This is a genomic window from Maricaulis sp. MIT060901 (genome assembly GCF_047123815.1).
In the GTDB taxonomy this organism is placed as follows: domain Bacteria; phylum Pseudomonadota; class Alphaproteobacteria; order Caulobacterales; family Maricaulaceae; genus Maricaulis.
Genome location: NZ_CP138920.1, coordinates 284,693 through 307,986, shown reverse-complemented (window position 1 = coordinate 307,986; position 23,294 = coordinate 284,693). Strand labels below are relative to the sequence as shown.

General features: G+C 60.6%; 13 protein-coding genes. 6 read left to right on the top strand and 7 right to left on the bottom strand.

Annotation, left to right across the window (positions count from 1 at the left end):
- Positions 1-72 precede the first annotated feature (72 nt).
- Complete coding sequence (locus SIC17_RS01490; RefSeq protein WP_412546188.1) at positions 73-1,242, top strand: glycoside hydrolase family 5 protein; 1,170 nt, start codon at positions 73-75, stop codon at positions 1,240-1,242.
- On the opposite strand, the gene SIC17_RS01485 is transcribed toward SIC17_RS01490, so the two are convergent.
- On the bottom strand, positions 1,239-2,801 hold the full coding sequence (locus tag SIC17_RS01485; protein ID WP_412546187.1) for an exopolysaccharide biosynthesis polyprenyl glycosylphosphotransferase: 1,563 nt from the start codon (positions 2,799-2,801) through the stop codon (positions 1,239-1,241). The two genes, SIC17_RS01490 and SIC17_RS01485, sit on opposite strands and share 4 nt — an antisense overlap.
- Positions 2,802-2,960: 159 nt before the next feature.
- Here SIC17_RS01485 and SIC17_RS01480 point away from each other — a divergent pair, with 159 nt between their 5' ends.
- The 3 genes from SIC17_RS01480 to SIC17_RS01470 all read left to right on the top strand — a co-directional run bounded on the left by SIC17_RS01480 (position 2,961) and on the right by SIC17_RS01470 (position 10,140).
- Positions 2,961-4,595, top strand: a complete 1,635-nt coding sequence (locus tag SIC17_RS01480) for a SulP family inorganic anion transporter (RefSeq protein WP_291895796.1) — start codon at positions 2,961-2,963, stop codon at positions 4,593-4,595.
- Positions 4,596-4,687: 92 nt separating this feature from the next.
- Positions 4,688-7,894, top strand: a complete 3,207-nt coding sequence (locus tag SIC17_RS01475) for an amidohydrolase family protein (RefSeq protein ID WP_412546186.1) — start codon at positions 4,688-4,690, stop codon at positions 7,892-7,894.
- Between the two features lie 104 nt (positions 7,895-7,998).
- Positions 7,999-10,140: a penicillin acylase family protein gene (locus SIC17_RS01470; protein ID WP_412546185.1), complete on the top strand. Its 2,142-nt coding sequence runs from the start codon at positions 7,999-8,001 to the stop codon at positions 10,138-10,140.
- Positions 10,141-10,200: 60 nt separating this feature from the next.
- Here the strand turns inward: SIC17_RS01470 and SIC17_RS01465 are convergent, their stop codons facing one another.
- The 6 genes from SIC17_RS01465 to SIC17_RS01440 form a co-directional block, all read right to left on the bottom strand.
- Positions 10,201-12,417, bottom strand: a complete 2,217-nt coding sequence (locus SIC17_RS01465; protein ID WP_412546184.1) for a TonB-dependent receptor — start codon at positions 12,415-12,417, stop codon at positions 10,201-10,203.
- Between the two features lie 291 nt (positions 12,418-12,708).
- Entirely contained in the window at positions 12,709-13,323 is a 615-nt protein-coding gene (locus SIC17_RS01460; protein ID WP_412546183.1) for a glutathione S-transferase, read from the bottom strand.
- 6 nt (positions 13,324-13,329) lie between these two features.
- Positions 13,330-14,259: a rhodanese-related sulfurtransferase gene (locus tag SIC17_RS01455; RefSeq protein WP_291895784.1), complete on the bottom strand. Its 930-nt coding sequence runs from the start codon at positions 14,257-14,259 to the stop codon at positions 13,330-13,332.
- A gap of 146 nt (positions 14,260-14,405) precedes the next feature.
- Positions 14,406-17,336: a M16 family metallopeptidase gene (locus tag SIC17_RS01450; RefSeq protein ID WP_412546182.1), complete on the bottom strand. Its 2,931-nt coding sequence runs from the start codon at positions 17,334-17,336 to the stop codon at positions 14,406-14,408.
- Between the two features lie 117 nt (positions 17,337-17,453).
- Positions 17,454-20,438 carry a hypothetical protein gene (locus tag SIC17_RS01445; protein ID WP_412546181.1) on the bottom strand — a complete coding sequence of 995 codons (2,985 nt, stop codon included), beginning with the start codon at positions 20,436-20,438 and terminating at the stop codon, positions 17,454-17,456.
- Positions 20,438-21,178 carry a hypothetical protein gene (locus SIC17_RS01440; protein ID WP_412546180.1) on the bottom strand — a complete coding sequence of 247 codons (741 nt, stop codon included), beginning with the start codon at positions 21,176-21,178 and terminating at the stop codon, positions 20,438-20,440. Before SIC17_RS01440 ends, SIC17_RS01445 begins: the two co-directional genes overlap by 1 nt.
- A 166-nt stretch (positions 21,179-21,344) precedes the next feature.
- Here SIC17_RS01440 and SIC17_RS01435 point away from each other — a divergent pair, with 166 nt between their 5' ends.
- Both SIC17_RS01435 and SIC17_RS01430 read left to right on the top strand, forming a co-directional pair.
- Positions 21,345-22,049 carry an ATP-binding cassette domain-containing protein gene (locus SIC17_RS01435; RefSeq protein ID WP_291895776.1) on the top strand — a complete coding sequence of 235 codons (705 nt, stop codon included), beginning with the start codon at positions 21,345-21,347 and terminating at the stop codon, positions 22,047-22,049.
- Positions 22,046-23,287: an ABC transporter permease gene (locus SIC17_RS01430; RefSeq protein WP_412546179.1), complete on the top strand. Its 1,242-nt coding sequence runs from the start codon at positions 22,046-22,048 to the stop codon at positions 23,285-23,287. The genes SIC17_RS01435 and SIC17_RS01430 overlap by 4 nt, the downstream gene beginning before the upstream one ends.
- Positions 23,288-23,294 lie beyond the last annotated feature (7 nt).

The following is a 23,294-nucleotide window of genomic DNA, read 5'->3' as shown; positions in this document are numbered from 1 at the left end:
ACGAATTTCATCCGGGCGCGAATGCGACTACATTTGCTGTTAAGCGGATCATGTTTTCAAGGCGCTATGGAATTGAATCGACGACATGTTCTGGCGGCTAGCCTGCTGCCGGTCCTGCGCCCCGGAACGGGCCGGGCGAAGGCTTTTTCCAAACATGGGTTGTGGAACAACGCCACCGGACCGCATCTGCGTGGAGCCGTGATCACCCAGCGCCGGGTCTATCCGGAGATTGACGGACCGGAATTCCTGGGTCCGGGTCCGTTCGGGACGCCGGTCAGCAATGCCGCCCTCCAGCAGTTATCCGCGGCGGGTGGCAATCTTCTCGTGCTCTCCCATCCCGGCATTTTCACCGAGAACGAACCGTTCGAACTCGATCCCGACGCGCTGGCCAATCTGGATGACCTTGTCACTCGCGCCAGGCGATGGGGGCTGTATGTCATTATCGGCTTCAGGACAGGGCCGGGCCGCAGTGCATTTACCTTCCACCGGGATGACGCAGGAAGCTGGTTTCCTACTGACATGATCAATGAGCGGGTCTGGACCGATTTCGCCTATCATGATGCCTGGGAGGCGATGTGGCGGGAGACTGCGCGCCATTTCCGTAATGTGGAGAATGTGGCCGGTTATCTGTTGATGGTCGAACCCAACGCGAACCAGGTCGCTGTGGGCCCGAACGGCCATGATCTGGAGATATGGGACGCTGCGGAGTTGCGAAGACAGGTTGCCCGCACGCCGGCAGACTGGTCGCAACTCGCGCGCCGGCTGTCCATCGCGGTCCGCGACACAGACCCGGACACCCCTGTCCTGATTAGTCCGGACGGTTATGCGAATTCGGCTTTCGAGGCCAATCTGGACCTGTCAGCCGACGATCCAGCCGTCCTGTGTGTGCACGATTACGCGCCTCGCGATTTTACCCACCAGGCCATGGGAGATGGGCGGCCTTACGAACCCGGAGAGGGGCGTTTTGAACCACCATCCCATCCGCGCTGGTGCATGGGAGAGTTTGGATTGCATCGCTGGGCACCGGGCGGCGACCGCTATCTGACCGAGCGGGTGCGTGACCTGGAGCGGGCAGGTGCCGGCTGGGCGGTATTTCGCTGGACCAGCGGCTGGGAAATCTATGAACGCCGGGAAAACCGCTTCACCGTCCAGGCCGGCGGTGCTGATGACGCCCTGTTCCGAAGCCTTCGCCGGAGCTGGCGCTATAATCGTCTGCGTCCGGATGCCGGCCTGCGCCGCTAGCGGATATTGATCCTGTCGCCGAGAAGGGCCGGTACAGTCTTGATCATGATCCACAGGTCGAACCAGAAACCGGACCGCGCGATGTAATCGACGTCCCACTTGATGCGCTCCCGTGCGGCTTCCGGCGTGTGCAGCGGTCCACGGGATCCATTGATCTGCGCCCAGCCGGTAATGCCCGGCTTCACGCGGTGGCGGTGTGCATACTCGGCGACCAGGTTGGCGGTAGCTGTACCACCCGTGCGCATGCCATAGGCGTGTGGGCGCGGGCCGACGAGGGACATGGAGCCTGCCAGTACGTTGAACAGTTGTGGCAGCTCGTCCAGGCTGGTCTTGCGCAGGAAACCGCCCAGGCGGGTCACGCGCGGATCATTCAGTTCGACCTGGCGCAGCTTTTTCGATTGTGCATTCGGGTCGTGGCGCATGGTGCGGAACTTGTAGACATTGATCGGACGGCCATTGAACCCTTCGCGTTTCTGCACGAAGAGCGCGGGGCCACGACTGTCGAGTTTCACCAGCAGAGCAATGAGGGCCATGACGGGCAGGGCGGCTACGGTCATCAGGCTGGCAAAGACAATATCCTGCACTCGCTTGGCGAAAACCCGGCCGAGATTTTCCTCTTCGCCGGACATGCGCGCGGTGTGCACACCGACGATGTCGTCCAGGCTGGTCGTCTCCGGATTGAATCCATTGATGTCGAGCAGCAGGATGACTTGCTGGGGCAGCGCGCGCAGCTTCTCCAGCAGGTGCTTGACCCGCTCTTCGGCCTTGGGTGTGACAGTCAGGACGACGCGGTCGACATCTGGAAGTACAGACCAGTTGAACAGGTCGTCCGTGGTGCCCAGATACGGCGTGCCGGCCAGCTGGGTCGGCGCACGTGATTTGCGGTCATCGAAATAGCCCACCACATTGATGGTGCCCGAGCCCTGGTTGGCCATGATCAGCTTGCGCGCATTCGGCGTCGCGCCCACCAGGATGATGTTGCGCGCCAGACGACCGGCCTTGGCCCAATGTCCGATAAAGCCGGCATAGACCATGTGCAGCAGGGTCATCGCAGAGACAGCGACGACGCAATAAATCGCGAGAATGCCAATACTGTCAGGCGCCGTCCCGAAACCCGCGATCAGCATGGTGGCGCCGACCGAGGCGGTGGCGATTATGGCGCGTGTGACACGCCAGATTATCGCATGGCGCGGTTCGATGCGGTAAAGGCCCAGTGTCGACAACATCAGCGGCAGGAGGGCGGCGAATCCGACAATCGGGAAGAGTTCGCCGGCAGGAACCGCACCGGGCTGGCCGCCACTGATCGCGATGACGCCGACAACGGCAAGCAGGGCTCCGGCGAAAATGTCGATGGATTGCAGGGTGCGGCCCAACGCCTTGCGATTGACGCGGTGCCGCGGAGCGCGCGCCTGCGCACGGATCTGCGAGCGCGCGATCTTTGCCGCATCGTGCTGGGCACGTACGATGTCTTCACCGGTATCATTGGCCGGGCCCGAGGGCGTCCGGTTGGAATTCGCTGAGTAGTCCACCACAAAATCCTCGCGATTTTTCGCCAACATGGCTCCTCAGCCCGAAGATTTCGTTGAAAGGCATGGTTAAAATTGTGTTTGCGTGTCGCGACGGCGTGTTTGCATGGCTGCTGCGCTGCACAATGGCTGGACTAAAGCGGCGTGAAGGCGTAGGTGCGGGACCAATCCAGACAAGAACCGGCTGAAACCATGATCCGAAACACGCTCGCTGCGTTCGCTGAACGCCTGTCCGCATCCGTACGCAATCGCGGTGAACTGCCGGAACTGACCGTGGGTCAGCTGCGCATCGAGGTCCTGGCGGGCCTGACGGTTGCCCTGGCCCTAGTGCCGGAAGCCGTGGCCTTTGCCTTTGTAGCCGGTGTGGAGCCGCTGGTTGGTCTGTATGCAGCCTTCATCGTGGGCCTTGTCACAGCTTTGTTCGGTGGTCGCAGAGGCATGATCTCTGGCGCTACAGGCGCGCTGGCCGTCGTCATGGTCCACCTAGTGGCTACGCATGGCGTTGAATACCTGTTTGCGACTGTGGTCCTGATGGGCATTTTGCAGGTCGGTGCGGGCATTTTCCGGCTGGGCAAGTTCATTCGCATGGTGCCCCATCCGGTCATGCTGGGATTTGTGAACGGGCTGGCGATCGTCATTGGCCTGGCCCAGCTCAAGCTTTTCCAGGTTCCCGGTTCCGATCATGGCGGTGGTGGTCATGGCGCCCTGGGTGGCGAGTGGCTTCCGATGCCCGAACTAATGCTGATGCTAGGCCTGACAGGTCTGACCATGCTGGTTATCTGGGGTACACCAAAACTCACCAAGCTGATCCCGGCGCCGCTGATGGGGATTGTTGTCACTGCAGGCATCGTCATCGCGTTTGGTCTGAATGTTCCCACGGTTGGTGACCTGGCCTCGATCCAGGGTGAACTGCCGGCTTTTCATATTCCGAGCGTGCCCCTGAACTTCGAGACTCTTGAAATTATCTTCCCCTATGCGGTCATCCTGGCGGCGATTGGTCTGATCGAGAGCTTGCTGACCCTGAACCTCGTGGGCGAGATCACCGGCCGCAAGGGCGGTGCGTCGCAGGAGTGTTTGGCTCAGGGCGCTGCCAACATCATCACCGGTTTCTTTGGTGGCATGGGCGGTTGCGCGATGATCGGCCAGTCAATGATCAATGTGAAATCCGGTGGTCGCCTCCGTATCGCGGGAGTTGCAGCTGCGCTCTTCCTGTTGGTCTTCATCCTGTTTGCGTCCTCGCTGATCGAGCAAATCCCGCTGGCCGCATTGGTGGGCGTCATGTTCATGGTCGTCATCGGAACCTTTGCCTGGCAAAGCCTGCGCATCATGCGCCGCATTCCGCGGTCCGATGCTTTTGTCATCATTCTGGTGACGGGCGTGACTGTGTATGCCGACCTGGCGATTGCGGTGGTCGTGGGTGTGATCGTTTCCGCTCTGGTTTATGCCTGGAAGGCGGCGTCGCACATCCATGCGCGTGAGTCGCAAGGCGATACAGGAGAGAAGATCTACCAGATCGACGGTCCGCTTTTCTTTGGTTCCGCCACGTCTTTCATGGAGATTTTCGACATCAAGGGCGATCCTGAACACATCATCGTCGACTTTGCCGACAGCCGCGTGGTCGATCAATCCGCCCTGCAGGCCATCGAGGATCTGGCGCTGAAATATGATGCAGCCGGAAAACGCCTGGAATTACGGCATCTCAGCCGCGATTGTCACCGCCTCCTGTCCAAGGCCGGCCAGCTCATGGTCGACAGTGATGATGACCCGGATTACCGGCTGGCAGTGGATTATGGTGTGAAGCTGGGCCGTATGGGCGGCGCTCATTGACGCGACTGCGACTAATCTTACAGATCCGTTAGTTTTGCGAACCTCGCAGAGCGCACTAGTTTGTGCGCAACAAATCTGTTGAGGGGAACAAGATGAAACGCCTTATTGCGGCCCTGACCGCCACCACGATGCTGGCGGGTGCGCCTGCTTTCGCTTTCCAGGACGAGGAAGAAACGGGTTGGGATGTCACCAATCCGCCGATGGAAACACGCGAAATCCCGATCAATGTCACTGAAGGCACCTGGATGAGCCTGGATGTCTCTCCGGATGGCCAGACCATCGTGTTTGACCTTTTGGGTGACATTTACACGGTCCCGATGACGGGCGGTGCGGCAACCAATATTGCCTCGGGCCTCGCCTGGGAGATCCAGCCGCGTTTCTCTCCTGATGGTTCGCAGATTGCCTTTACCTCCGATGCCGGTGGTGGTGACAATATCTGGGTGATGGATGCGGACGGTGAAAATCGTCGCCAGATCACCAGCGAGAGTTTTCGTCTGCTGAATAACCCGACCTGGTCGCCCGACGGCCGGTATATTGCCGCCCGCAAACACTTCACGACCTCGCGTTCCGCAGGTACGGGAGAAATCTGGATGTACCATGTGCTGGGCGGCAACGGTGTCCAGCTTGTCGAGCGTCCGAGCGAGGCCTTCCAGAAGGAACAGGGCGAGCCGATATTCTCGCCGGATGGCCGTTATGTGTATTTCACGCGCGCTGTCGGCTCCGGCAGTACCTTCACCTATGCCGATGATTCCAACGGTGATCTGTTCAATATCCGCCGTTACGACCTGGAGACCGGTGAGGTTGATACGGTCGTAGACGGTGTCGGTGGTGCCGTGCGCCCGTCGCCGTCCCCGGATGGACGGTATATCGCCTTTGTACGCCGTGACGGCATGCAGACCGGCCTCTACATGAAGGATCTTCGCTCCGGCGAGGTCCGCCAGCTGCACGACAATCTCGATCGCGACAACCAGGAGACCTGGGGCGTGATGGGCATGTATCCGAACATGGACTGGACGCCGGACAGCGGCTCGGTTGTGTTCTGGGCTGGCGGTGGCATCCACCGGGTGGACGTGAATACGGGTGAGGTCACCAATATCCCGTTCGCCATCAATGACACGCGCGAGATCATTGATCCGCCGCGCCCGTCGGTCGAAGTGGCTCCCGAGAGTTTCCAGACGCAGATGCCGCGCTTCACGTCCGTCTCGCCCAATGGCGAGCAGGTCGTGTTCGAAAGCCTCGGCAAGCTCTACATCATGGATACCGATGGCGGTGAGCCGCGTCGGCTGACCCGTGACCGGTCTGATCGCCGTGAGCTGTTCCCGTCCTGGAGCCGTGATGGCCGCCGCCTGGTATTTGTGACCTGGGATGACCAGGACCTGGGTTCCGTGCGCACCGTGGCCGCCAATGGCCGCAGCGAGCGTACGCTGACCAATGAGCCGGGCACCTATCGTCGCCCGCGGTTCTCGCCAGATGGCGAGACGGTTGTCTTTGAAAAGGATGGCGGTGGATTCCTGACCTCGCGCGCCTGGTCCGAAACCACGGGTATTTTCGCGGTTTCCGCGTCTGGTGGCGACATGCGGGAGATTGCCGACAGCGGTTCCACCCCCCATTTCGGTGCCGCGAATGACCGGGTCTTCATGACCCGCCGGACGCCGTCGCTGGAGCTCTACTCCGTTGATCTCAATGGCTATGACGAGCGCGTCCACGCCAATGGCGGGATGACAGGCGAATTCCACGTCGCTCCAGATGGTCGTCACCTGGCCTTCCGCGAAAACTACGACGCCTTTGTCATGCCGATGCCGGTCGGGCCGCAGAATATCTCGGTGTCCAAATCCTCCGGTTCACTGCCGGTTGTCGAACTGTCCTCGAATGGCGCGACCGATATCAACTGGTCGGATAATGGCAATCAGATCAACTGGACGATGGGCGCCGAGCTGTTCTCGGCCACGATCGCCGAGATCCGCCCGAACCCGAATGCCGAGGATGGCGAGGGCTATGAAGTACGCCAGCCGGGTGAGGGTGTGTCGCTCTCCATGACGGTCGAGACGGCTGTTCCGGAAGGCATGACCGCCCTCGTGGGCGCACGCATCATTACCATGGCCGAAGATGATGGCGGTGTGATCGAGGATGGTGTCATCCTGATCGACGGCAACCGTATCGTTGCCGTTGGTCCGCGTGACAGTGTCGATGTTCCTGCAGGCGCGACCGTGGCTGATGTTACCGGCCACACCATCACGCCGGGCTTCATCGATGCCCACGCGCATGGCCCGCAGGCTTCTGACGGCATTATCCCGCAGCAGAACTGGTCGACCATGGCGCATCTTGCGCTGGGTGTGACGACAATTTTCGATCCGTCCAGCTCGGCCAGTACCATTTTCCCGGCAAGTGAATATCAGCGTGCCGGAATCCAGCTGCAGCCGCGGACCTATTCGACCGGCGAGATCGTCTATGGCGCCCGGGCTCCGGGTTTCCATGCCGAGATCAATGATCGTGAAGACGCCCAGGAGCATGTTTTCCGACTGGACGCCCAGGGTGCCCACGGCATCAAGAACTACAACCAGCCGCGCCGTGACCAGCGTCAGCAGGTGACCTATGCGTCCATGCTGGCTGACATGATCGTCGTCTCGGAAGGTGGTTCGAACTATCACATGGACATGTCCATGGTGGCCGACGGCAATACCTCGATCGAGCACAACCTGCCGGTCTCTGCGATCTATGATGATGTCATCGAGATGTATGCCGGCACCCAGGTTGCGCTGACGCCGACCCTGGCGGTGACCTATGGCGGTCTGGCTGGTGACCCGTACTGGCGCCAGGCGATGAATGTGTGGGAACACCCGATCCTGTCGGAACACGTGCCGCCGCATATCCTGCGTCCGGGGTCCATTCGTCGCACGACGGCTCCGGAAGATAACTTCGCTGACGCCAATGCGGCCGCGACCTCGCGGGAGCTGGCCCAGCGCGGTGTTCTGGTCTCCATCGGTGCCCACGGCCAGCAGCAGGGTCTCGCTGCCCACTGGGAGATGTGGTCGTTTTCCCGCGGTGGCATGACGCCGGTCGAGGTGCTGCGCACGGCGACCGTGGCTCCGGCTGTCCATCTCGGCTTTATCGATGACATCGGTACGGTTGAGGAAGGCAAGCTGGCGGATTTCGTCATCATGCGTTCCAACCCGCTGGACGATATCTCCAACACTGACGACATCGCCTATGTGATGCTCAATGGCCGGCTCTATGATGCTACGACGCTCAACGAGGTCATCACCGGCGACGAGGCCCGCGACGCCTATTACTGGGAATAGGGGTTTGATAATCCGGAATTTGAGGGGCGCTGGTTCAGCGCCCCTTTTTTCTGGCGCGGACCGGCTTATGCTCTGCGGCACAATCACATGCCGGGGAGGGACGTGTGTTCAATATCAATCGGTCGGTCTTCATTTCACTTGCCATTCTGATCGCGGTTTTCGCGCTGCTGGCCAGCTTCACCCTGGGCTCCGGTCCGGGAATGTCGCGGCAGGAAGCCGTAGCCGCGGCCGAGCCCTTTGCTTCGGCGGAAGTCCTTCGTGATGAATATGGAGTTCCGCACATTACGGGCGACACTGATGCGGCCGCAGCCTTTGGCCTCGCTTATGCCCACGCCGAGGACGACTGGGCGACAATCCAGACGACGCTGGTTGCTGCACGTGGTGAGCTGGCGCGTTATCAGGGTGCAGACGCGGCTCCGACGGATTATGTCGTTCAATTGCTGCGGATCCGTGAGCTCGTCGCGGCGCGCTATGAGCAGGATATCTCCAGCAACGTCAAAGGCTTGCTCGAAGGTTATGCTGCAGGTCTGAACCTTTATGCTGCGCAGCATCCCACCCGCGTCTGGAATGATGTCCTGCCGGTTACACCGGAAGACGTGGTCGCTGGCTTTGTCCTGCGCACGCCCTTCATGTACGGGCTGGATGATACGCTGACGGAGCTGTTTGCCGAGGAACGCCAGCGCGCGATTTCCATGCGATCGACGCAAAGCGCTTTCCAGTGGCTGGACGAGGCGCGATTGCCATTCGGTTCCAACGCCTTTGCCATCGCGCCGGAATTTTCCGCGGACGGTGCAACACGCCTGGTCATCAATTCCCACCAGCCTTTCGAGGGGCCGGTTGCCTGGTATGAGGCGCGCGTGCGTTCGGGCGAGGGCTGGGACATGGTTGGCGGGACATTTCCCGGCGCGCCGTTGATCCTGCATGGGCACAGCGCCGATCTGGGCTGGGCGCATACGGTGAACCTGCCGGACCTGGCGGATGTCTATGTGCTCGAAACCGAGGGTGATCGTTACCTGCTGGATGGGGAATGGCGCGAGCTGGAACATGGCACGGCGCGCCTCAATGTGCGCATCTGGGGTTCAATCCGCTGGACCGTTGAGCGTGACATGTGGTGGTCCGAGCACGGCCCGGTCATCCGCACTGAACACGGCGACTATGCCATCCGCTATTCGGGCATGGATGAGATCCGCCAGGTTGAGCAATGGTATCGCATGAACCGGGCCGAGAACTGGGACGCCTGGTATGAGGCGATGGAGATGAATGCGATCTCCTCGCTCAATACGGTCTATGCTGATCGCACCGGCGAGATTGCCTATGTCTACAACGCGGCCATGCCGGTGCGTGAAGAGGGCTGGAACTGGCGCGATTACCTGCCGGGCGACCGGTCGGAATTAATCTGGCAGGACTATCACCCGCTCTCGGCCTTGCCGCTCTATCACAACCCCGCTTCGGGATGGTTGTTGTCAGCAAACCAGACTCCGTTTGATGCAACCGCCGTGAACGACAATCTGGATGCGGCGGCGTTTTCGCCGACCTTCGGGATCGAGCCGCGCATGACCAACCGTGCGCATCGTGGCCTCACGCTGATGCGCAATGAGCGCGCACTGACAGCGGCGCGTCTGGAGGACATCAAGTTCGACAAGGTCTACTCGGAGACTTCCGCGGTCGGGCGGCTTGTGCGCGAGATCCTGGCCATGGATTTCACCGGCGATGACGATCTGCTTTCAGCTCAGGCTGTGTTGGCCAGCTGGGATATGTCGACCGAGATCGACAGCCGGGCAGCGGCTCTGGGTGTACTGACGGCCGTTCGGACCATTCACAACCGTCACCACGAAGACCCCTGGGACATGGCCCCGGCGGATGCCCTGCGAGAAGCGGCGGACGAATTGATGTCCCACTACGGACGGCTTGATCCAAGCTGGGGTGAAGTCAATCGAATGATCCGCGGCGACGTGAATCTGCCCCTGGGCGGCGGCCCGGACATACTCCGAGCCATATACGGTGGATCTGCCAATCTTGATGAGAACGGGCAGTTGCGCGCGGTCGCGGGTGATACCTACATCAATTTCATCGAGTGGATGCCTGATGGCGAGCTGCGTTCGCGGGCCATCCATCAGTACGGCTCTGCTACGCTGGACCGCATGTCGGCGCATTATGACGATCAGGCGGTCCTGTTTGCGGCAGAGGAATGGCGCACACTTGATCTGGCGCTGGAGGGCGAGGGGTATTCCCCGCTGTCCCGGTAGGTCAAAGAAAAACCCCGGAGCAAGCGCTCCGGGGTTCTTTTTTCAGGTCTGTCGGGTGGACTAGTTGAAGTCCGCGCGGAAGGACACACCCCAGACACTCGGCTCATTCACGAAACCGGTGTTGTTGTTGAAGTCGATGCCGCCAACGAGGTTTTCCTCGCCGGTGATGTTGCGGCTGAAGACAGCAGCTTCAAACGCACGACCATTCGGTAGGCTGCCGGCATAGCCGACGCGCAGGCCACCCTCGAAATTGCCCTCGGAGTAGAACTCCTCGGATTCGTAGAGGAAGAGGTTGGTGCGACCCTGGTAGAACCAGTCGGTGTAGACGAACCATTCACCGCCATTATCAGCCGGGATGGAATAGCGAGCCGTCAGGCTGACGATGTAGTCCGGAGCCTGCGGGAACGGGTTGCCGTCAACTTCGGCGAAGCCGTCATTGTCCGCGTCCGGGTCGGTGACCGTACACTGGGCACAGACGCCAACTTCCAGGGTGTCGTCCTGCAGCTCGGTCTCGTTCCATGAGAAGCCGGCCGTGATCAGCAGGTTTTCGCTGACCAGGAATTCACTGTCGACTTCGAATCCATAGCCAACACCTTCGTCAGCATTGACCAGCTGGACGAGGTTGCCGCCGCCACCGACAGCAGACAGCTGCAGGTCGGAAACGGTGTAGTAGAACGCGGTCGCATTGATACGCGCACGGCCACCCATCGGCTCGGACTTGATGCCGGCCTCGTAGGAGATGGACGTTTCGCTGTCTGCGATCGACGGCGTACCGAAGAAGGCAACGTCACGGCCCTGGATTGACGGGCCGCGGAAGCCGCGAGCCACACGGGCAAAGAAGGCCGTTTCGTCGCTGTAGTCATAATATGCAGACAGGTCCCAGCTCACCTCTTCATCAGAGACGCTGTAAGGACCGCCGGCCGGCCATACGGCCTGGATGACTTCCAAGGACTTCTCGTCGCTGGTGTAGCGAACGCCACCGGACAGGTTCAGGCGCTCATTAACCTGGTGAGAGACCTGGCCGAAGACAGCCCACAGCTCGTTCTCGTGACGTACGGTGGTCGGCGGCGGGAAGCCGCCATTCGGGCCGAGCGTGGTGATGTCGAAAGCGCCGTCGAAATAATAGGCGCCGATCTGCCAGGTCGTGTCCAGCTCGTCAGAAGACGCCAGGCGGAATTCCTGGGTGAACTGGTCCAGATCGTCCAGACCATCCTGCGTCTCGGACGGGAAGGGGATGAAACCCGGGCCGTTGACCAGGTTGCCGCCATCGATATCGCCGAGGCTGCGGCCTTCAGCGTTTTCGTAGCCGGTGATGGAGGTGAAGGTCATGCCCCCATCGAGGTAGAAGTTCATGTTCGCGCTGGTACCCCAGGAATCATAATTCTGAGGGTTGTTGAACGTGCTGTCGTAGTAGACTTCACCACGATCAAAATTGGCGTTCAGATCGTTCGAGCCCGGCGTCAGGATATTGGCGCGGAAGATCGCAGCCGTACCCGTCAGGGAACGTGCGTGAACGTTGAACAGGGCGTCGAAACTGTCATTCGGCGTGTAGAGAAGCTGTGCACGGCCGGCCCACTCATTGTGGCCGCCCATGGCGTCATTCTCACCGGTGAAGGCGTTATCGATCCAGTCATCACGGTTCTGGGAGAGAAGCGAGATACGTGCAGACAGCACGTCCTCGATCAGCGCGCCGCCAATGGCGCTTTCCAGATTGACCGTACCGAGCGAACCCAGGGTGAGGCTCATGAAACCATCGGTTTCCTGGGACGGACGAACACTGTCGAACTTGATGGTACCCGCCGTGGTGTTGCGACCGAACAGCGTGCCCTGCGGGCCGCGTGCGATTTCAACCTGCTGGACGTCAAAGAGCGGGAAGCTCTTGAGGATCACGTTTTCCTGGACGATGTCGTCCATGATGATGGAAACCGGCTGCGAAGCTGCCAGGTCGAAGTCCGTATTGCCGAGGCCGCGGATGTAGAAGCGCGGAGCGACACGGCCGTTAGAGCTTTCCGCATATACAGACGGAATGCGAGCTGCCAGCGTCAAGATGTCGGCACCACCCTCGGTGTAAGGGGCCAGATCCTCGCCGGACTGAGCGGTAACGGAGTTTGCAACGTCCTGGATATTCTCTTCGCGACGGTTCGTCGTCACGGTGATTACATCCAGCGTGGCAGCGCCATTGTCCTGGGCGAAGGACGGCGTGGCAGCAAGGGTCAGCGCGGCAACGCTGGCGCCTGCCCACAGCAGAGATTTCTGCGCGAGTTTCGTGGTTTTCATTTTGAGGGTCATCCCGATCAACCGATAGCGTTAGACAGGAACCGATCCCCAAGATGTGGATCCTGTCATCGACGGCGCTCCGATAACGGATATTACAGGTCGGTGACAACGCAATACTTGATACCGGTCACAGTTAAGGTGTGAGTGTGGGATGATTGCATCAGTTATATGACATAACCCGATGTTCGTTGTTAGGCATTGTTTATTTGATATCAATGGCTTGGTGGGCCGACGCTCAACTTGTTTCGAAAGTCCTCGAAAATTCATGCAAACCCGGCATGCAATTCTGCGTCAGGAAGACACGCGCCAAACCTCGTGTTTGCGCATGATGCGGGCGAAAAGTTCGCTCTCCAGATGCCCGTCGAGCCACCGGCGCACATGTGGGAGCGGAGTGGTGGCAAACCAGTCCCGGTCTGTATGGGCATACTGGCGCACAAAGGGACAGATCGCGGCATCCGCGATGCCCGGTATGTCTCCGCAAAGCTGTTCCTGTTTTGCCAGGCGGTGCTCCAGTTCGAGCAGGATGCTCACACCGATCTCGCGCTGTTCGGCCGGATCCACATTCTCGTAGCGGTTTGGATATTTGTAGCGGTCCAGCGCGTGTTTGAACGGGCCGTCATTGGCTTCGATCAGCGGACGTGCCGTATCGAGCTCGTCTAACCAGTTCTCGGGATCGTTTTGACCCAGTGCCCACAGCATCACATCCAGGCTTTCATCGACGACATGGCCATCCGGAAGGACAAGGACAGGTACAGTGCCTTTCGGGGATGCCTCCAGCATTTCAGGCGGTTTGTCCTTGAGCAGGATCTCGCGGTGTTCCAGCTCGATCCCGGCCACATCCAGGGCCAGCCGGGCCCGCATGGCATACGGACAGCGCCGGAAGGAATAGAGAATGGGCAGTGTCATCGCACGTCAGTCCCGGGCATTGCCACCGACGCTGCCAAGATGGGTTTCACCGCGATCGGCGGCGAGCTGCTCCTGGCGTTCACGCTCCGCATAGCGTGCCTGGTCCGCTGCCGAGCGTTTGTCATGGCAATAGGGGCAGGAGGTGCCCGGGACGAAATACTCAGATTTCAGGTCTTCCGGGCCCAGAGGTTCGCGACAGGCATGGCACAGCGTATAGCTGCCTTCTTCCAGCCCGTGTTTGACGGCGACACGTCGGTCAAAGACAAAACACTCGCCTTCCCACAGGCTTTCCTTTTCCGGCACGACTTCCAGGTATTTCAGGATGCCGCCCTTGAGGTGATAGACCTCGTCAATGCCTTCCTGTTTGACGAAGGAGGTTGATTTCTCGCAGCGAATGCCGCCGGTACAGTACATGGCCACACGCGCATTCGGTCGGCCCTGTTTGAACTTGCGGAACCAATCCGGAAACTCACGGAATGTGACGGTCTCGGGATTGATTGCGCCCTTGAACTGACCGATGCGGATTTCATAGTCGTTACGGGTGTCGATTGTGACGACGTCGTCCGCGCTGATGAGGTCATTCCAGTCTTCCGGATCGACATAGGTCCCGACCAACGCATTCGGATCAACGCCCGGAATACCCATCGTCACTATTTCTTTTTTCAGGCGAACCTTGAGGCGCAGGAAGGGCTGTTCACTGGCCTGGCTTTCCTTGTGTTCCAGCGCGGCAAAGCCCGGGATGGCGCGGAGATAGGCAAGCACATTGGCGATGCCCTCCGGCGTTCCGGCGATGGTGCCGTTGATACCCTCGCTGGCCAGAAGCAGCGTGCCGCAAATCCCGTTTTCCTCGCAAACTGCCTTGATCTTCGACTGGGTGTCGGCATCGGCGGCCAGGGGGGCAAAATGGTAGAGCGCGGCTACGAGGTATGAGGACATGGGAGTTCACCTTTCGCCCGTCCTATAAACCCCGGCCGGGCAAGACTGAAGCCGTCGGCGCAGGCCAAATGGCCGCAGGTCGAAACAAATCAGGGCCGCAGCTGGAGCTGCGGCCCTGTCATGGTCAGTCGTCACTCAGGTGAGGATTATTCGTCCTCGGGGCCTGAGCGGAGATTGTCCAGATCGGCATCCTGCGAGTACAGCGCATAGCGTACAGCGGCGTCAGGATCGAACACCTCGGTGGCCAGCGCCCGGATTTCATCCAGGGTGACGGCCTCGAACTGGCCGGCCACATCGCGCAGCCGGTCCATGCGTTCCGGATCACGCTGACTACGCGCCAGTCCGCCAAGCCAGTACTGATTGTCCCGACGCTGTTCATCGAGGCCTTCGATGATCGGCGTGCGGGCCCGCAGGAGCTCGTCCTCGGTGATGTTGCCGGACGCCATGTCGGCGGCGAGCTGGTCAGCGATGGCGAACATGCGCGTGACCTGGTCGGCAGTGACATCAAGGCCAAGCCAGAGATAGCCGTAGTCTTCGTACGTCGTTCCCGCGCTGTGGTTCACGGCAGCAGAATAGGTCGCCGCCTCCTGTTCACGGAAGAGGTCCGTGGCGCGCAGGCGCAGGATAGAACGCAGAAGGTGGAGCGTGCGCAGATAATGCGTGTCGCGACCATCATTTGTCGGCCAGAAGACATTGGCCATGCCCTGGTATTCCTGACCGGCAAAACGAACGATCTCCGCTTCCGGTGTCGGCGCCGGGAAGGTCAGCTGGTCGGCCCCCTCGACGATGCGCGCATTTTGACGTCGTTGCGGCAGCGCACCCAGCGTGCGGGCGGCGACCCGTACGGCTTCGGCCGGGTCTATGTCTCCGACGATCGTGACCTCCACCGGACCGTCCTGCAGGGCCGGTTCCAGGAAGGCACGCGCGTGATCAACGGTGAAATTCTCCACCTCGTCCTCGGTCGGGAAGCCGAAACGCTGATCGCCATCGCGCAGCATGCGAGAGATCACCGTGTTGAAGGCACCAAATGTCTGGGCCATTTGCAGGCGGCGGATCTCGCCGGAGATCGCCTTGAACTGGTCCAGGCCCTGGGAACGCCAGCCCGGTGCCGTGAAATATGCGGCATACAGCTCCATTTGCGCTTCGAAATCGGTGGGCGTGGTCGCGCCATTGAAAGCGAATGCGCTATTGGAGGTGAAGCCGCCCTGTGACACGGAACGACCGGCGAAGATACGCGTGATCTCGTCCGGCGTGTGCGCTTCTAGACCGCCGCCGCTCAACGCGGAGAAGGCCATGGCGCCCGAGGCCGGAGCCGGTTGTTCGCCAAGATTGCCAGCGCCGAAATCAATACGAACCCGCACTTCATTGTCGGCGAATTCGGTCTGTTTGACGTTCAGACGGACTCCATTGTCGAACGTGTACTGGTGCACATCCAGCTCGGCATCATGGGATTGGGCGACGATGCGACCCGGAGTTCCGAAGTCGGTATAGGCCCACTCGGCGGTTTCCACCTCTTCAGGTGCCTCGACAGCAATCTGCGACGCGGCGTCCCAGACGCGACGGACCTCGTCTTCACCGTCAGCGATTTCCTCTCGCGAGCCGACCATGACCAGCGGTGCACCGCTGGTCCAGTATTCGCGGAAGGCAGCCTCGACCGCCTCAACCGTGATTGCCGACTCGAGCATCTGGAAGAGGGCATAGCTGTCAGATGGATGGGTGAAGACATTATCGGCGAGCCAGCTGAACCAGATGCCGTCAGACAGGTTGGCGCTCTCCCGAGTGCCAGCCTCTTCAGCGGCCTCGCGCATATTCGTGCGCATGTTGGCAAGCTGCTCGTCCAGCTCTGCCTGCGTGAAGCCGTGTTCAACCGCGCGGCGGATCTCGTTTTCCAGAAGGCCGACGGCATCGCGCCAGCCCGCTGGAGTTCCCACGGCGAAGACAGTACCGCGGCGATAGGCGTCGTAGGGCTCGCTGGAGAAGACACTGGCCTGGGAAATTGGCGCATTGCCGGAATTGACCAGTACCTGGAAACGACGGCTCAGGATAGAACTGCCCAGGTTTCGCAGCATGCTCTGGATGCGAGCATTGCGGCTGTCGGGTGCGGCTTCCTGTTCGGAGATGGCATCAACCGTGATCAGCGTCAGGGCCTCGGGGTGGTGGAAATACTCGAAGTCCGGCTGCGAATAATCACGATCGCTGTCATAGCTGGGCAGCGGTGTCGGGATGTCGGTGCGTTCCCAGGTGGAAAAACCCTCAACCTGGTCGACATCGATGCCATCGATATCCAGCGGGAAACCGTTGCGGATGCGGTTTTCGATATCTTCCGGATCAACGTCACCGACGACCACCAGGATGGCGCGTTCCGGCGTGTAGTATCGCGTGTAATAATCCACGAATTCCGAACGCGGCACGTTCTGGATGGTTTCCGGTGTGCCGATCACATTGCGCTCGGCCATGACCGAACCGGGATAGTGGAAATGGGCCTGTTCAGTCCAGAATTGCATCAGCGGCGTATCGCGCGAACGCATCTCGCCCATGATAACGCCACGCTCACGATCAATCGCGCCGGTCTGCATGAGGATTTCCGAAGCGGTTTCACGCATCAGGAACATCACGGCATCAAGCGTCTCGGCGTCGACATTGGGCATGTCGAGCCGGTAATTGACGAACGTTTCACTGGTGCTGGCATTGGTGTCTGCACCAAAGGCCAGGCCATAGCGTTCGAGCAGGTGTACCATCTCGCCCTCGGGCACATTCGTGGTTCCGTTGAACGCCATGTGCTCGATGAAATGCGCCAGGCCCTGTTGCGGGTCGGTTTCGCTCAGGGCGCCAACATTGATCGCCATCCGCACGCTGGCTGTCCCCGGCGGGGTTTCATTGCGCAGGATGGCGAAGCCCATCCCGTTTTCAAGGCGTCCAAAGCGGACATTCTCATCGGCGCGCAAATCGCTGCGTTCATGCGCCCAATAGGCGTCCTCGGCAGCATCGCTCTGAGCAAAGGCCGGTGCACAAAGACTGATTGGAAGCATCAGGCACGCTGCGCGGACCCAGTTCCGCACGCTGGTAGTGTGTTTCATGTAGACATATCCCCGAACACGAAAAGTGAGCGGGCTTATAATGCGTTTATGCGGGTGCACGCCAAGTGAAAGATTAGCAAGGCCGCGTTCACAGGGGCGTTAGATCGGCTTGCAAGCCTAGCGCGAATAGATTTCACGGATCCCGGAATGTATGCCACCGCCAACACCCGTCAGGTTGATCAGGCCGCCAGCGCCTGAATTGACGCCGGCTTCCACGATCCACGGCAGGCTGCCGCCAGCTGCATTTTTGACAGCGTCGGTATAGCGATCACCTGCACTGCCGGTGACATATCCCGCGAAGGCTGCTCCGATATATTCACCCTGCAGGTTGGTGGGGTCGATCTCGCAGCCTTCACTGGCCTGGCGTTCCCAGTTGTATTCGCGCTCTCCGGTTGCCAGTTCGTCATTCATAAAGCCGAGCATCACTGTGGCGTAACACCACATGCGCAAATTGATATCCAGAATGCCGGCAATCGCCCCGAGCTGGGCACCGCTGACCCCGGAGGGCGAGCCGATGCCGCTGGCCACTGTGGCCATGTATTGCAGGTTGGAGCGAAGTTCGGAGAACTCTGCGATGGCGCGACGGGCGCGGGCGCCCTTTGCGCCAGAGGGGAAGATCCGCGCGGTGAGATGTCCGCTGTTGTCGATGATCCAGCTTTGTTGGCCGTCTGCGCTGGCTAGGAAGAGGGCATTTGTATCTCCCGCGGCGATCTGGGCAGGGCGAGGCCAGTCCTCCGGGATCGGCGTGCGCGGTGTAATTTCGACCGGATCACTCTCGGAGAGCAGAGCCACATTGACGCTGGACGCTTCGAGTGCTGCGCCTTCAATCGCGGCCAGTGCGAGACCCAGCTGTGGGTCTAGGCTGCCATCGGCGAAACGGGCATTGCCGTCAGAGATGATATCAAGCCCCAGGACGAGATAGGCGCTGCCATCCTCAGTGACCTCTGGAGTAGACCCCCGCAGGATTGCCAGCGGTTCGTCCCGCGCGACACGCTGTTCGAACAGGCGGTCCAGGCGTCCGGTGATGCTGGCGGCTGTCGACATGGTCATGTGAGACGGCCCTGTCATCGGTTCGCTGGGCTGGTTGCCCGGTTCCAGTGAAGCCTCCAGGTCAAGACGGGTTTCGTGGAAATAGCGTCTAAGCGGCGCTTCGGGAGCGTAGCGTCCGGGACTGACCCAGAGCGAATGCACGCCCATAAGCGCGCTACCCGTCTGGGCCTGACCCAGCTGCAGCAGCTGGCGCGTATCCCCGATCTGTTCGTCGTCGCGAAAGAGGCTGATTTCCAGGCGGGCAGATGACGCATCGAAGGTCTCGGGGATGATGTACTCACCCGCAAGCGTGATCTCGCTGTCCGGAAAGGCGAGGCCCAGCGTCTGGTTTTCTCCGGCTTCAGCAGCGGGAGCGATGAAGCTCACCTCCAGCGGTGTGCCAAGCATGCGGTAGAGTGCATCAGCCGTCACCTCGATATCGGCTTCTGTCGGCAGTTCGATGATCTGGTCGAAAATTCCCTGCCAGACGCGGATCTGGTCGGCTGGGACGATACCGATGACGCGACCCGGGAAACGATTGACTGCCGCGAGCAAGGCCTCTCGACTATCCAGGCTCTCATCACGCCCATCGGTCATCACAAATATATCGCCCTGTTGCCAGAACGTGCCCGCTGCACTGGAGATGGCCTCGACCATGGCACCGCCACCGCCGCGAATGTCCAGGGTCTGGTTGAAGTCCTGCACGGCGTTGGGAATGCGGATCACATTGGTCATGCGTCGTGGGGTGAAGACATCACCGGCAAAAGAGGTCGCCGAGAAACTCCGGTCCGTGCCCATCCGCTCGATCAGCGCCCGGCCCAATAGCCCAGCCTTGTAGATATTGCCATCCTCGATCATGGACGGTGAGACATCGGTTACCAGCGCGAAGGGGCGCAGGCTGGTCGGTCGGCGGAGGATTTGCGGCGCAATGGCGTCGTCGTTGACCCCGAGGGACAGATGAGCAGCCTGCCAGCGCGCATCCGCCGCGGCATCCGTACGCACGGAGACGGTCACGCGGGGGTATTGGGAAACATCGACATCCACCAGTTCGGCCGAGCTGATCTCCGGAGCCGCGAAGGGCTGGCTTTCCGTCTCGAGTGCCGCACCGGCATTCGAGGGCAGGGCAAAACCGTCGGTGGTGAAGGCACTGCCGGCCAGAGGTTCGCTACCTGCGCTTAGAACCGGTATCCAGGCATCAGCTGAAACCTCGCCCGGCGCGGCATCGAGGAAACGCGACAGGCCACTGCTGGGCACGAAGCGCAGCACACCCTCCTGGCCTGACGCGATCTCGGCATCCAGGACGGAAGAGCGGGCGCCGCCTGTATCGACCAGATCAAGACGGACACGGATTGGCGCGGGGATTGTCGCTCGATACGCGGCTGCATCAGCGGGGCGAGACAGGGACGGAAAGACAGGGTCTGCGACCTGCCAGTCTCCCGTCTGGCGATACTCCACCCAGACCCAGTCCTGAGAGCTCAGCGTGTCGGGCGGCGTGCTCGCGGCCGACCAGTAGTTTGCGAGAAGGCTGGTTGCGGCTTCAACTTCCTCGCGGATTGCTGCCATGCGATCGACTTCTTCGCGTGCATTGATTGCGCGTTCCGCTTCCTCGTCGAGTTCGAGATAGGCATAGATGGCGCTGAGGCTTTCGCGGCGATCGGAACGGGGTGTTCCGTAAACCGGAACGGCTGAAGGCCAGTCCGCACGTCTGAGCCGGGTCTCGAAGCCGGCAGCGGTCAGGAGGTCAGAGAGAAGCACGGCCTTGTCGGCCGCGTTGGCCCCGCGCTGGATGAGGACATCACCTGCGCTCAGCATGTGTCCGGAATAATCTGCCAGCATGACGTCAGCACGAACAAAGGCGATCAGGTTTTCCGCGTCGCCCAGAGTGGCGACCGTCTCTTCGACACTAAGCCCGGGATAGCTGTACTCCGCCTCTGCTGCGCGGACGAGTTCCAGCAGGTCGGGGCGCTGGTCCGGTTCAGAACGCGTCAGCAGGAAGAGCACGATCAGGGCCAGGGTCGCACCGGCGCCGATCAGGCCGTAACGAACCGCGGGACGTTGCAGGATCTCCGACATCAGCGATCTCCCTCGAACTCAAGCTTGATGAAGTAATCGTCGACGGTTTCCAGGAAAGTGATCGAACAATCAGATTCCAGCGAATAACGGGTGCGGATCGAAATCAGCTGCGGACGGCCATCCATTGAATATCCCAGATAAATCCGGTTGGACGGCACGGACCGTTCGAACTGTTCGGGACAGTTTTGGCGCGTTCTCACCGGGAAGCGGCTGATGGCACTGATATCGATGGCGTCGGCGTCCAGACCGATACGGCCGCGGTAGTGGTAATCCCCGAACTGATAGCCCCAGGTGCTGTACCAGTCGTCCTCATTGGTGATGTGCATCATGCGGATGGCGAAATCACCGGTGCGCTGGTCATGGGTAACGATGGACTGGCGTCCGAAATTGTCCCAGAGGCCGCTGAGGTCGGTGAAGCGGAGGCCGCAAGGGTCGAGGATCTCGATCCGAGTCTCGTCTTCACGTGTGAAGATCGCGTTTAGCGGCTGTCCGTGTGTGCCGCCATTACAGGGCAGGAGGTAGGGCATATCAAGTGGGCCCACCGCTTCGAAGGCCTCGATAATCGCCAACTCCTGGGGCGTAAGATCATCACGGCTTTCCAGAACCCGCTCTTCTTCGGCGGCGGGCTGATCGTCCGCGGTGGCGATGGGCTCGGCGGGCTCGTCCTGTGCCGACAGCGCTGGTGCCAACAACAGCAGGGCTGCCAGACTGCTTCCATACCGGTTCACGCAAGACTTCATGCTGGCTCCCCCCTGGATCTGCTGAACGCTAGCAATGCGCGTAAGGCCTATCAATTGAAACCTGAGCTGAACGCAAGCTGAAGCCGGCTCACACACAGGTTACAGCTTTGAGAGTTGAAGGAGAGGATGGTCGTTATAGTGTAACAACCATCCTGGGGAGGTTTGCTTGACCAGAGCGTTTGCTATCGAGATTGACCAGCTCGAATTCGGCTGGAAGCCGCGACAGACCCTGTTGCGCGTGGAGCGTTTTGAGCTCGCGGCCGGCGAGCGGCTCTTTCTTGTCGGGCCGAGCGGCAGCGGCAAGAGTTCGCTGCTGTCGGTGATTGCAGGAATAGCGCCCGCCAGCGCGGGCGATATCTGCATCCTTGACCAGGACATGGGCGCCCTCAGCCCGGCGCGCCGCGATGCCTTCCGGGCGGACAATCTCGGTGTGATCTTCCAGCTGTTCAATCTGGTGCCATATCTGACCCCGCTCGAAAACGTTCTCCTGCCTTGTCGTTTCTCTCCGCAACGCCGCAAGCTTGCCATGGCCAATGGTTCGCTTGGCGATGAAGGCCGGCGGCTCTTGATGGCGCTGGGGCTGGACGGGGATGTGGTCTCGCGCCCGTCGACCGAGCTCAGTGTTGGACAGCAACAACGTGTAGCGGCTGCGCGAGCCCTGATCGGCTCGCCGGGTCTGATCATCGCGGACGAACCAACCTCGGCGCTGGATGCCGACAGCCGCGACAATTTCATCCAGCTGCTCCAGAAGGAGTGCGAGGCGGCCAATTCTGCCCTGCTTTTCGTCAGTCATGACCAGGCGCTGGGCGCGTTCTTCGACCGTCGTGTCGACCTGTCGGAAATCAATACGGCCGGGAGGGTGTCGGCATGAATGGCGCCATTTTCAATCTCGCCCTGAAAAGCCTCGGAAATCGCCTTTTCACGGTCGGCCTGACTGTGCTGGCCATCGCCATGAGCGTCACGCTCTTCCTGGCGGTCGACAAGATCCGAACGGGCGCGCGCACCAGTTTCTCGACGACAATTTCAGGAACCGACCTGATCGTTGGCGCGCGCTCCGGCTCGATCAATCTTCTGCTCTACTCCGTCTTCCGCATCGGTGATCCAACGGGCGCCATGAGCTGGGAGAGCTACGAGCGTATCGCCGGAGCCCCTGGAGTGGAATGGGCGGTGCCCATCTCGCTGGGGGACAGTCATCGCGGCTATCGGGTCGTGGGTACAAACAACGACTATTTCGAGCGCTATCGTTATGGCCGCGACCTGCCGCTGGCATTCCGGGCCGGCGAGGCTTTTGGAGCGAATGAGAAGGGAGTCGTCATCGGTGCCCAGGTTGCCAGCGATCTGGGCTACGAGATTGGTACGGAAATCTCGCTCTCCCACGGTATAGGCGAGGTGAGTTTTGCCGACCATGACGAACATCCAATGCTTGTGACAGGCATTCTGAGGCCGACCGGCACGCCGGTGGACCGCAGTGTCCACGTCACCCTCGAAGCTATCGAGCGCATCCACGATGATGTCGTCGAGGAAGACGGGCATGACGAGGAACATGCCTACGAACCGGAACAGATCACCGCGGTTTTTATCGGCATGGAACAGCCCACGCTGGTGCTGCGCCTTCAGCGCCAGGTCAATACCTATCCGGACGAAGCGCTGAGCGCCATCATTCCCGGAGTGGCCCTGATGCAATTGTGGGAAGTTGTCGGTGCAGGCGAAGCGGCGTTCGGAGCAATCTCGGCCTTCGTGATCCTGGTTGGCCTGATTTCCATCGCGACCAGCCTGTCTGCCAGCCTGAATGAACGCCGCCGCGAGATGGCGATCCTGCGCGCTGTGGGCGCCCGACCCGGACACGTCTTTGTGTTGCTGGTCAGCGAGGCAACGGCAATCGCTGCTGCCGGAGCGATCGCCGGGATCGTGCTGATCAATCTCCTGTTTGTTCTGATAGCAGGGGTGGTCCAATCCCGTTACGGTCTTATTTTGGCTTCCGGAGGCCTGAGCCTGACGGACATGCTGACCGGTGTGGTGGTCATCACATCCGGCGCAATGATGGGCATCTTGCCTGCGCGGCGTGCCTTGAAGAATGCCCTGGCCGATGGCCTGACGGTGAAGTTGTGAGGAAGAC

What these genes read in the sequence shown, in the direction of transcription:
- SIC17_RS01455 (WP_291895784.1), bottom strand. Translation starts at nt 14,259, where the DNA reads ATGTCCTCATACCTCGTAGCCGCGCTCTACCATTTTGCCCCCCTGGCC.
- SIC17_RS01465 (WP_412546184.1), bottom strand. Translation starts at nt 12,417, where the DNA reads ATGAAAACCACGAAACTCGCGCAGAAATCTCTGCTGTGGGCAGGCGCC.
- SIC17_RS01475 (WP_412546186.1), top strand. Translation starts at nt 4,688, where the DNA reads ATGAAACGCCTTATTGCGGCCCTGACCGCCACCACGATGCTGGCGGGT.
- SIC17_RS01480 (WP_291895796.1), top strand. Translation starts at nt 2,961, where the DNA reads ATGATCCGAAACACGCTCGCTGCGTTCGCTGAACGCCTGTCCGCATCC.
- SIC17_RS01430 (WP_412546179.1), top strand. Translation starts at nt 22,046, where the DNA reads ATGAATGGCGCCATTTTCAATCTCGCCCTGAAAAGCCTCGGAAATCGC.
- SIC17_RS01445 (WP_412546181.1), bottom strand. Translation starts at nt 20,438, where the DNA reads ATGTCGGAGATCCTGCAACGTCCCGCGGTTCGTTACGGCCTGATCGGC.
- SIC17_RS01460 (WP_412546183.1), bottom strand. Translation starts at nt 13,323, where the DNA reads ATGACACTGCCCATTCTCTATTCCTTCCGGCGCTGTCCGTATGCCATG.
- SIC17_RS01440 (WP_412546180.1), bottom strand. Translation starts at nt 21,178, where the DNA reads ATGAAGTCTTGCGTGAACCGGTATGGAAGCAGTCTGGCAGCCCTGCTG.
- SIC17_RS01450 (WP_412546182.1), bottom strand. Translation starts at nt 17,336, where the DNA reads ATGAAACACACTACCAGCGTGCGGAACTGGGTCCGCGCAGCGTGCCTG.
- SIC17_RS01485 (WP_412546187.1), bottom strand. Translation starts at nt 2,801, where the DNA reads ATGTTGGCGAAAAATCGCGAGGATTTTGTGGTGGACTACTCAGCGAAT.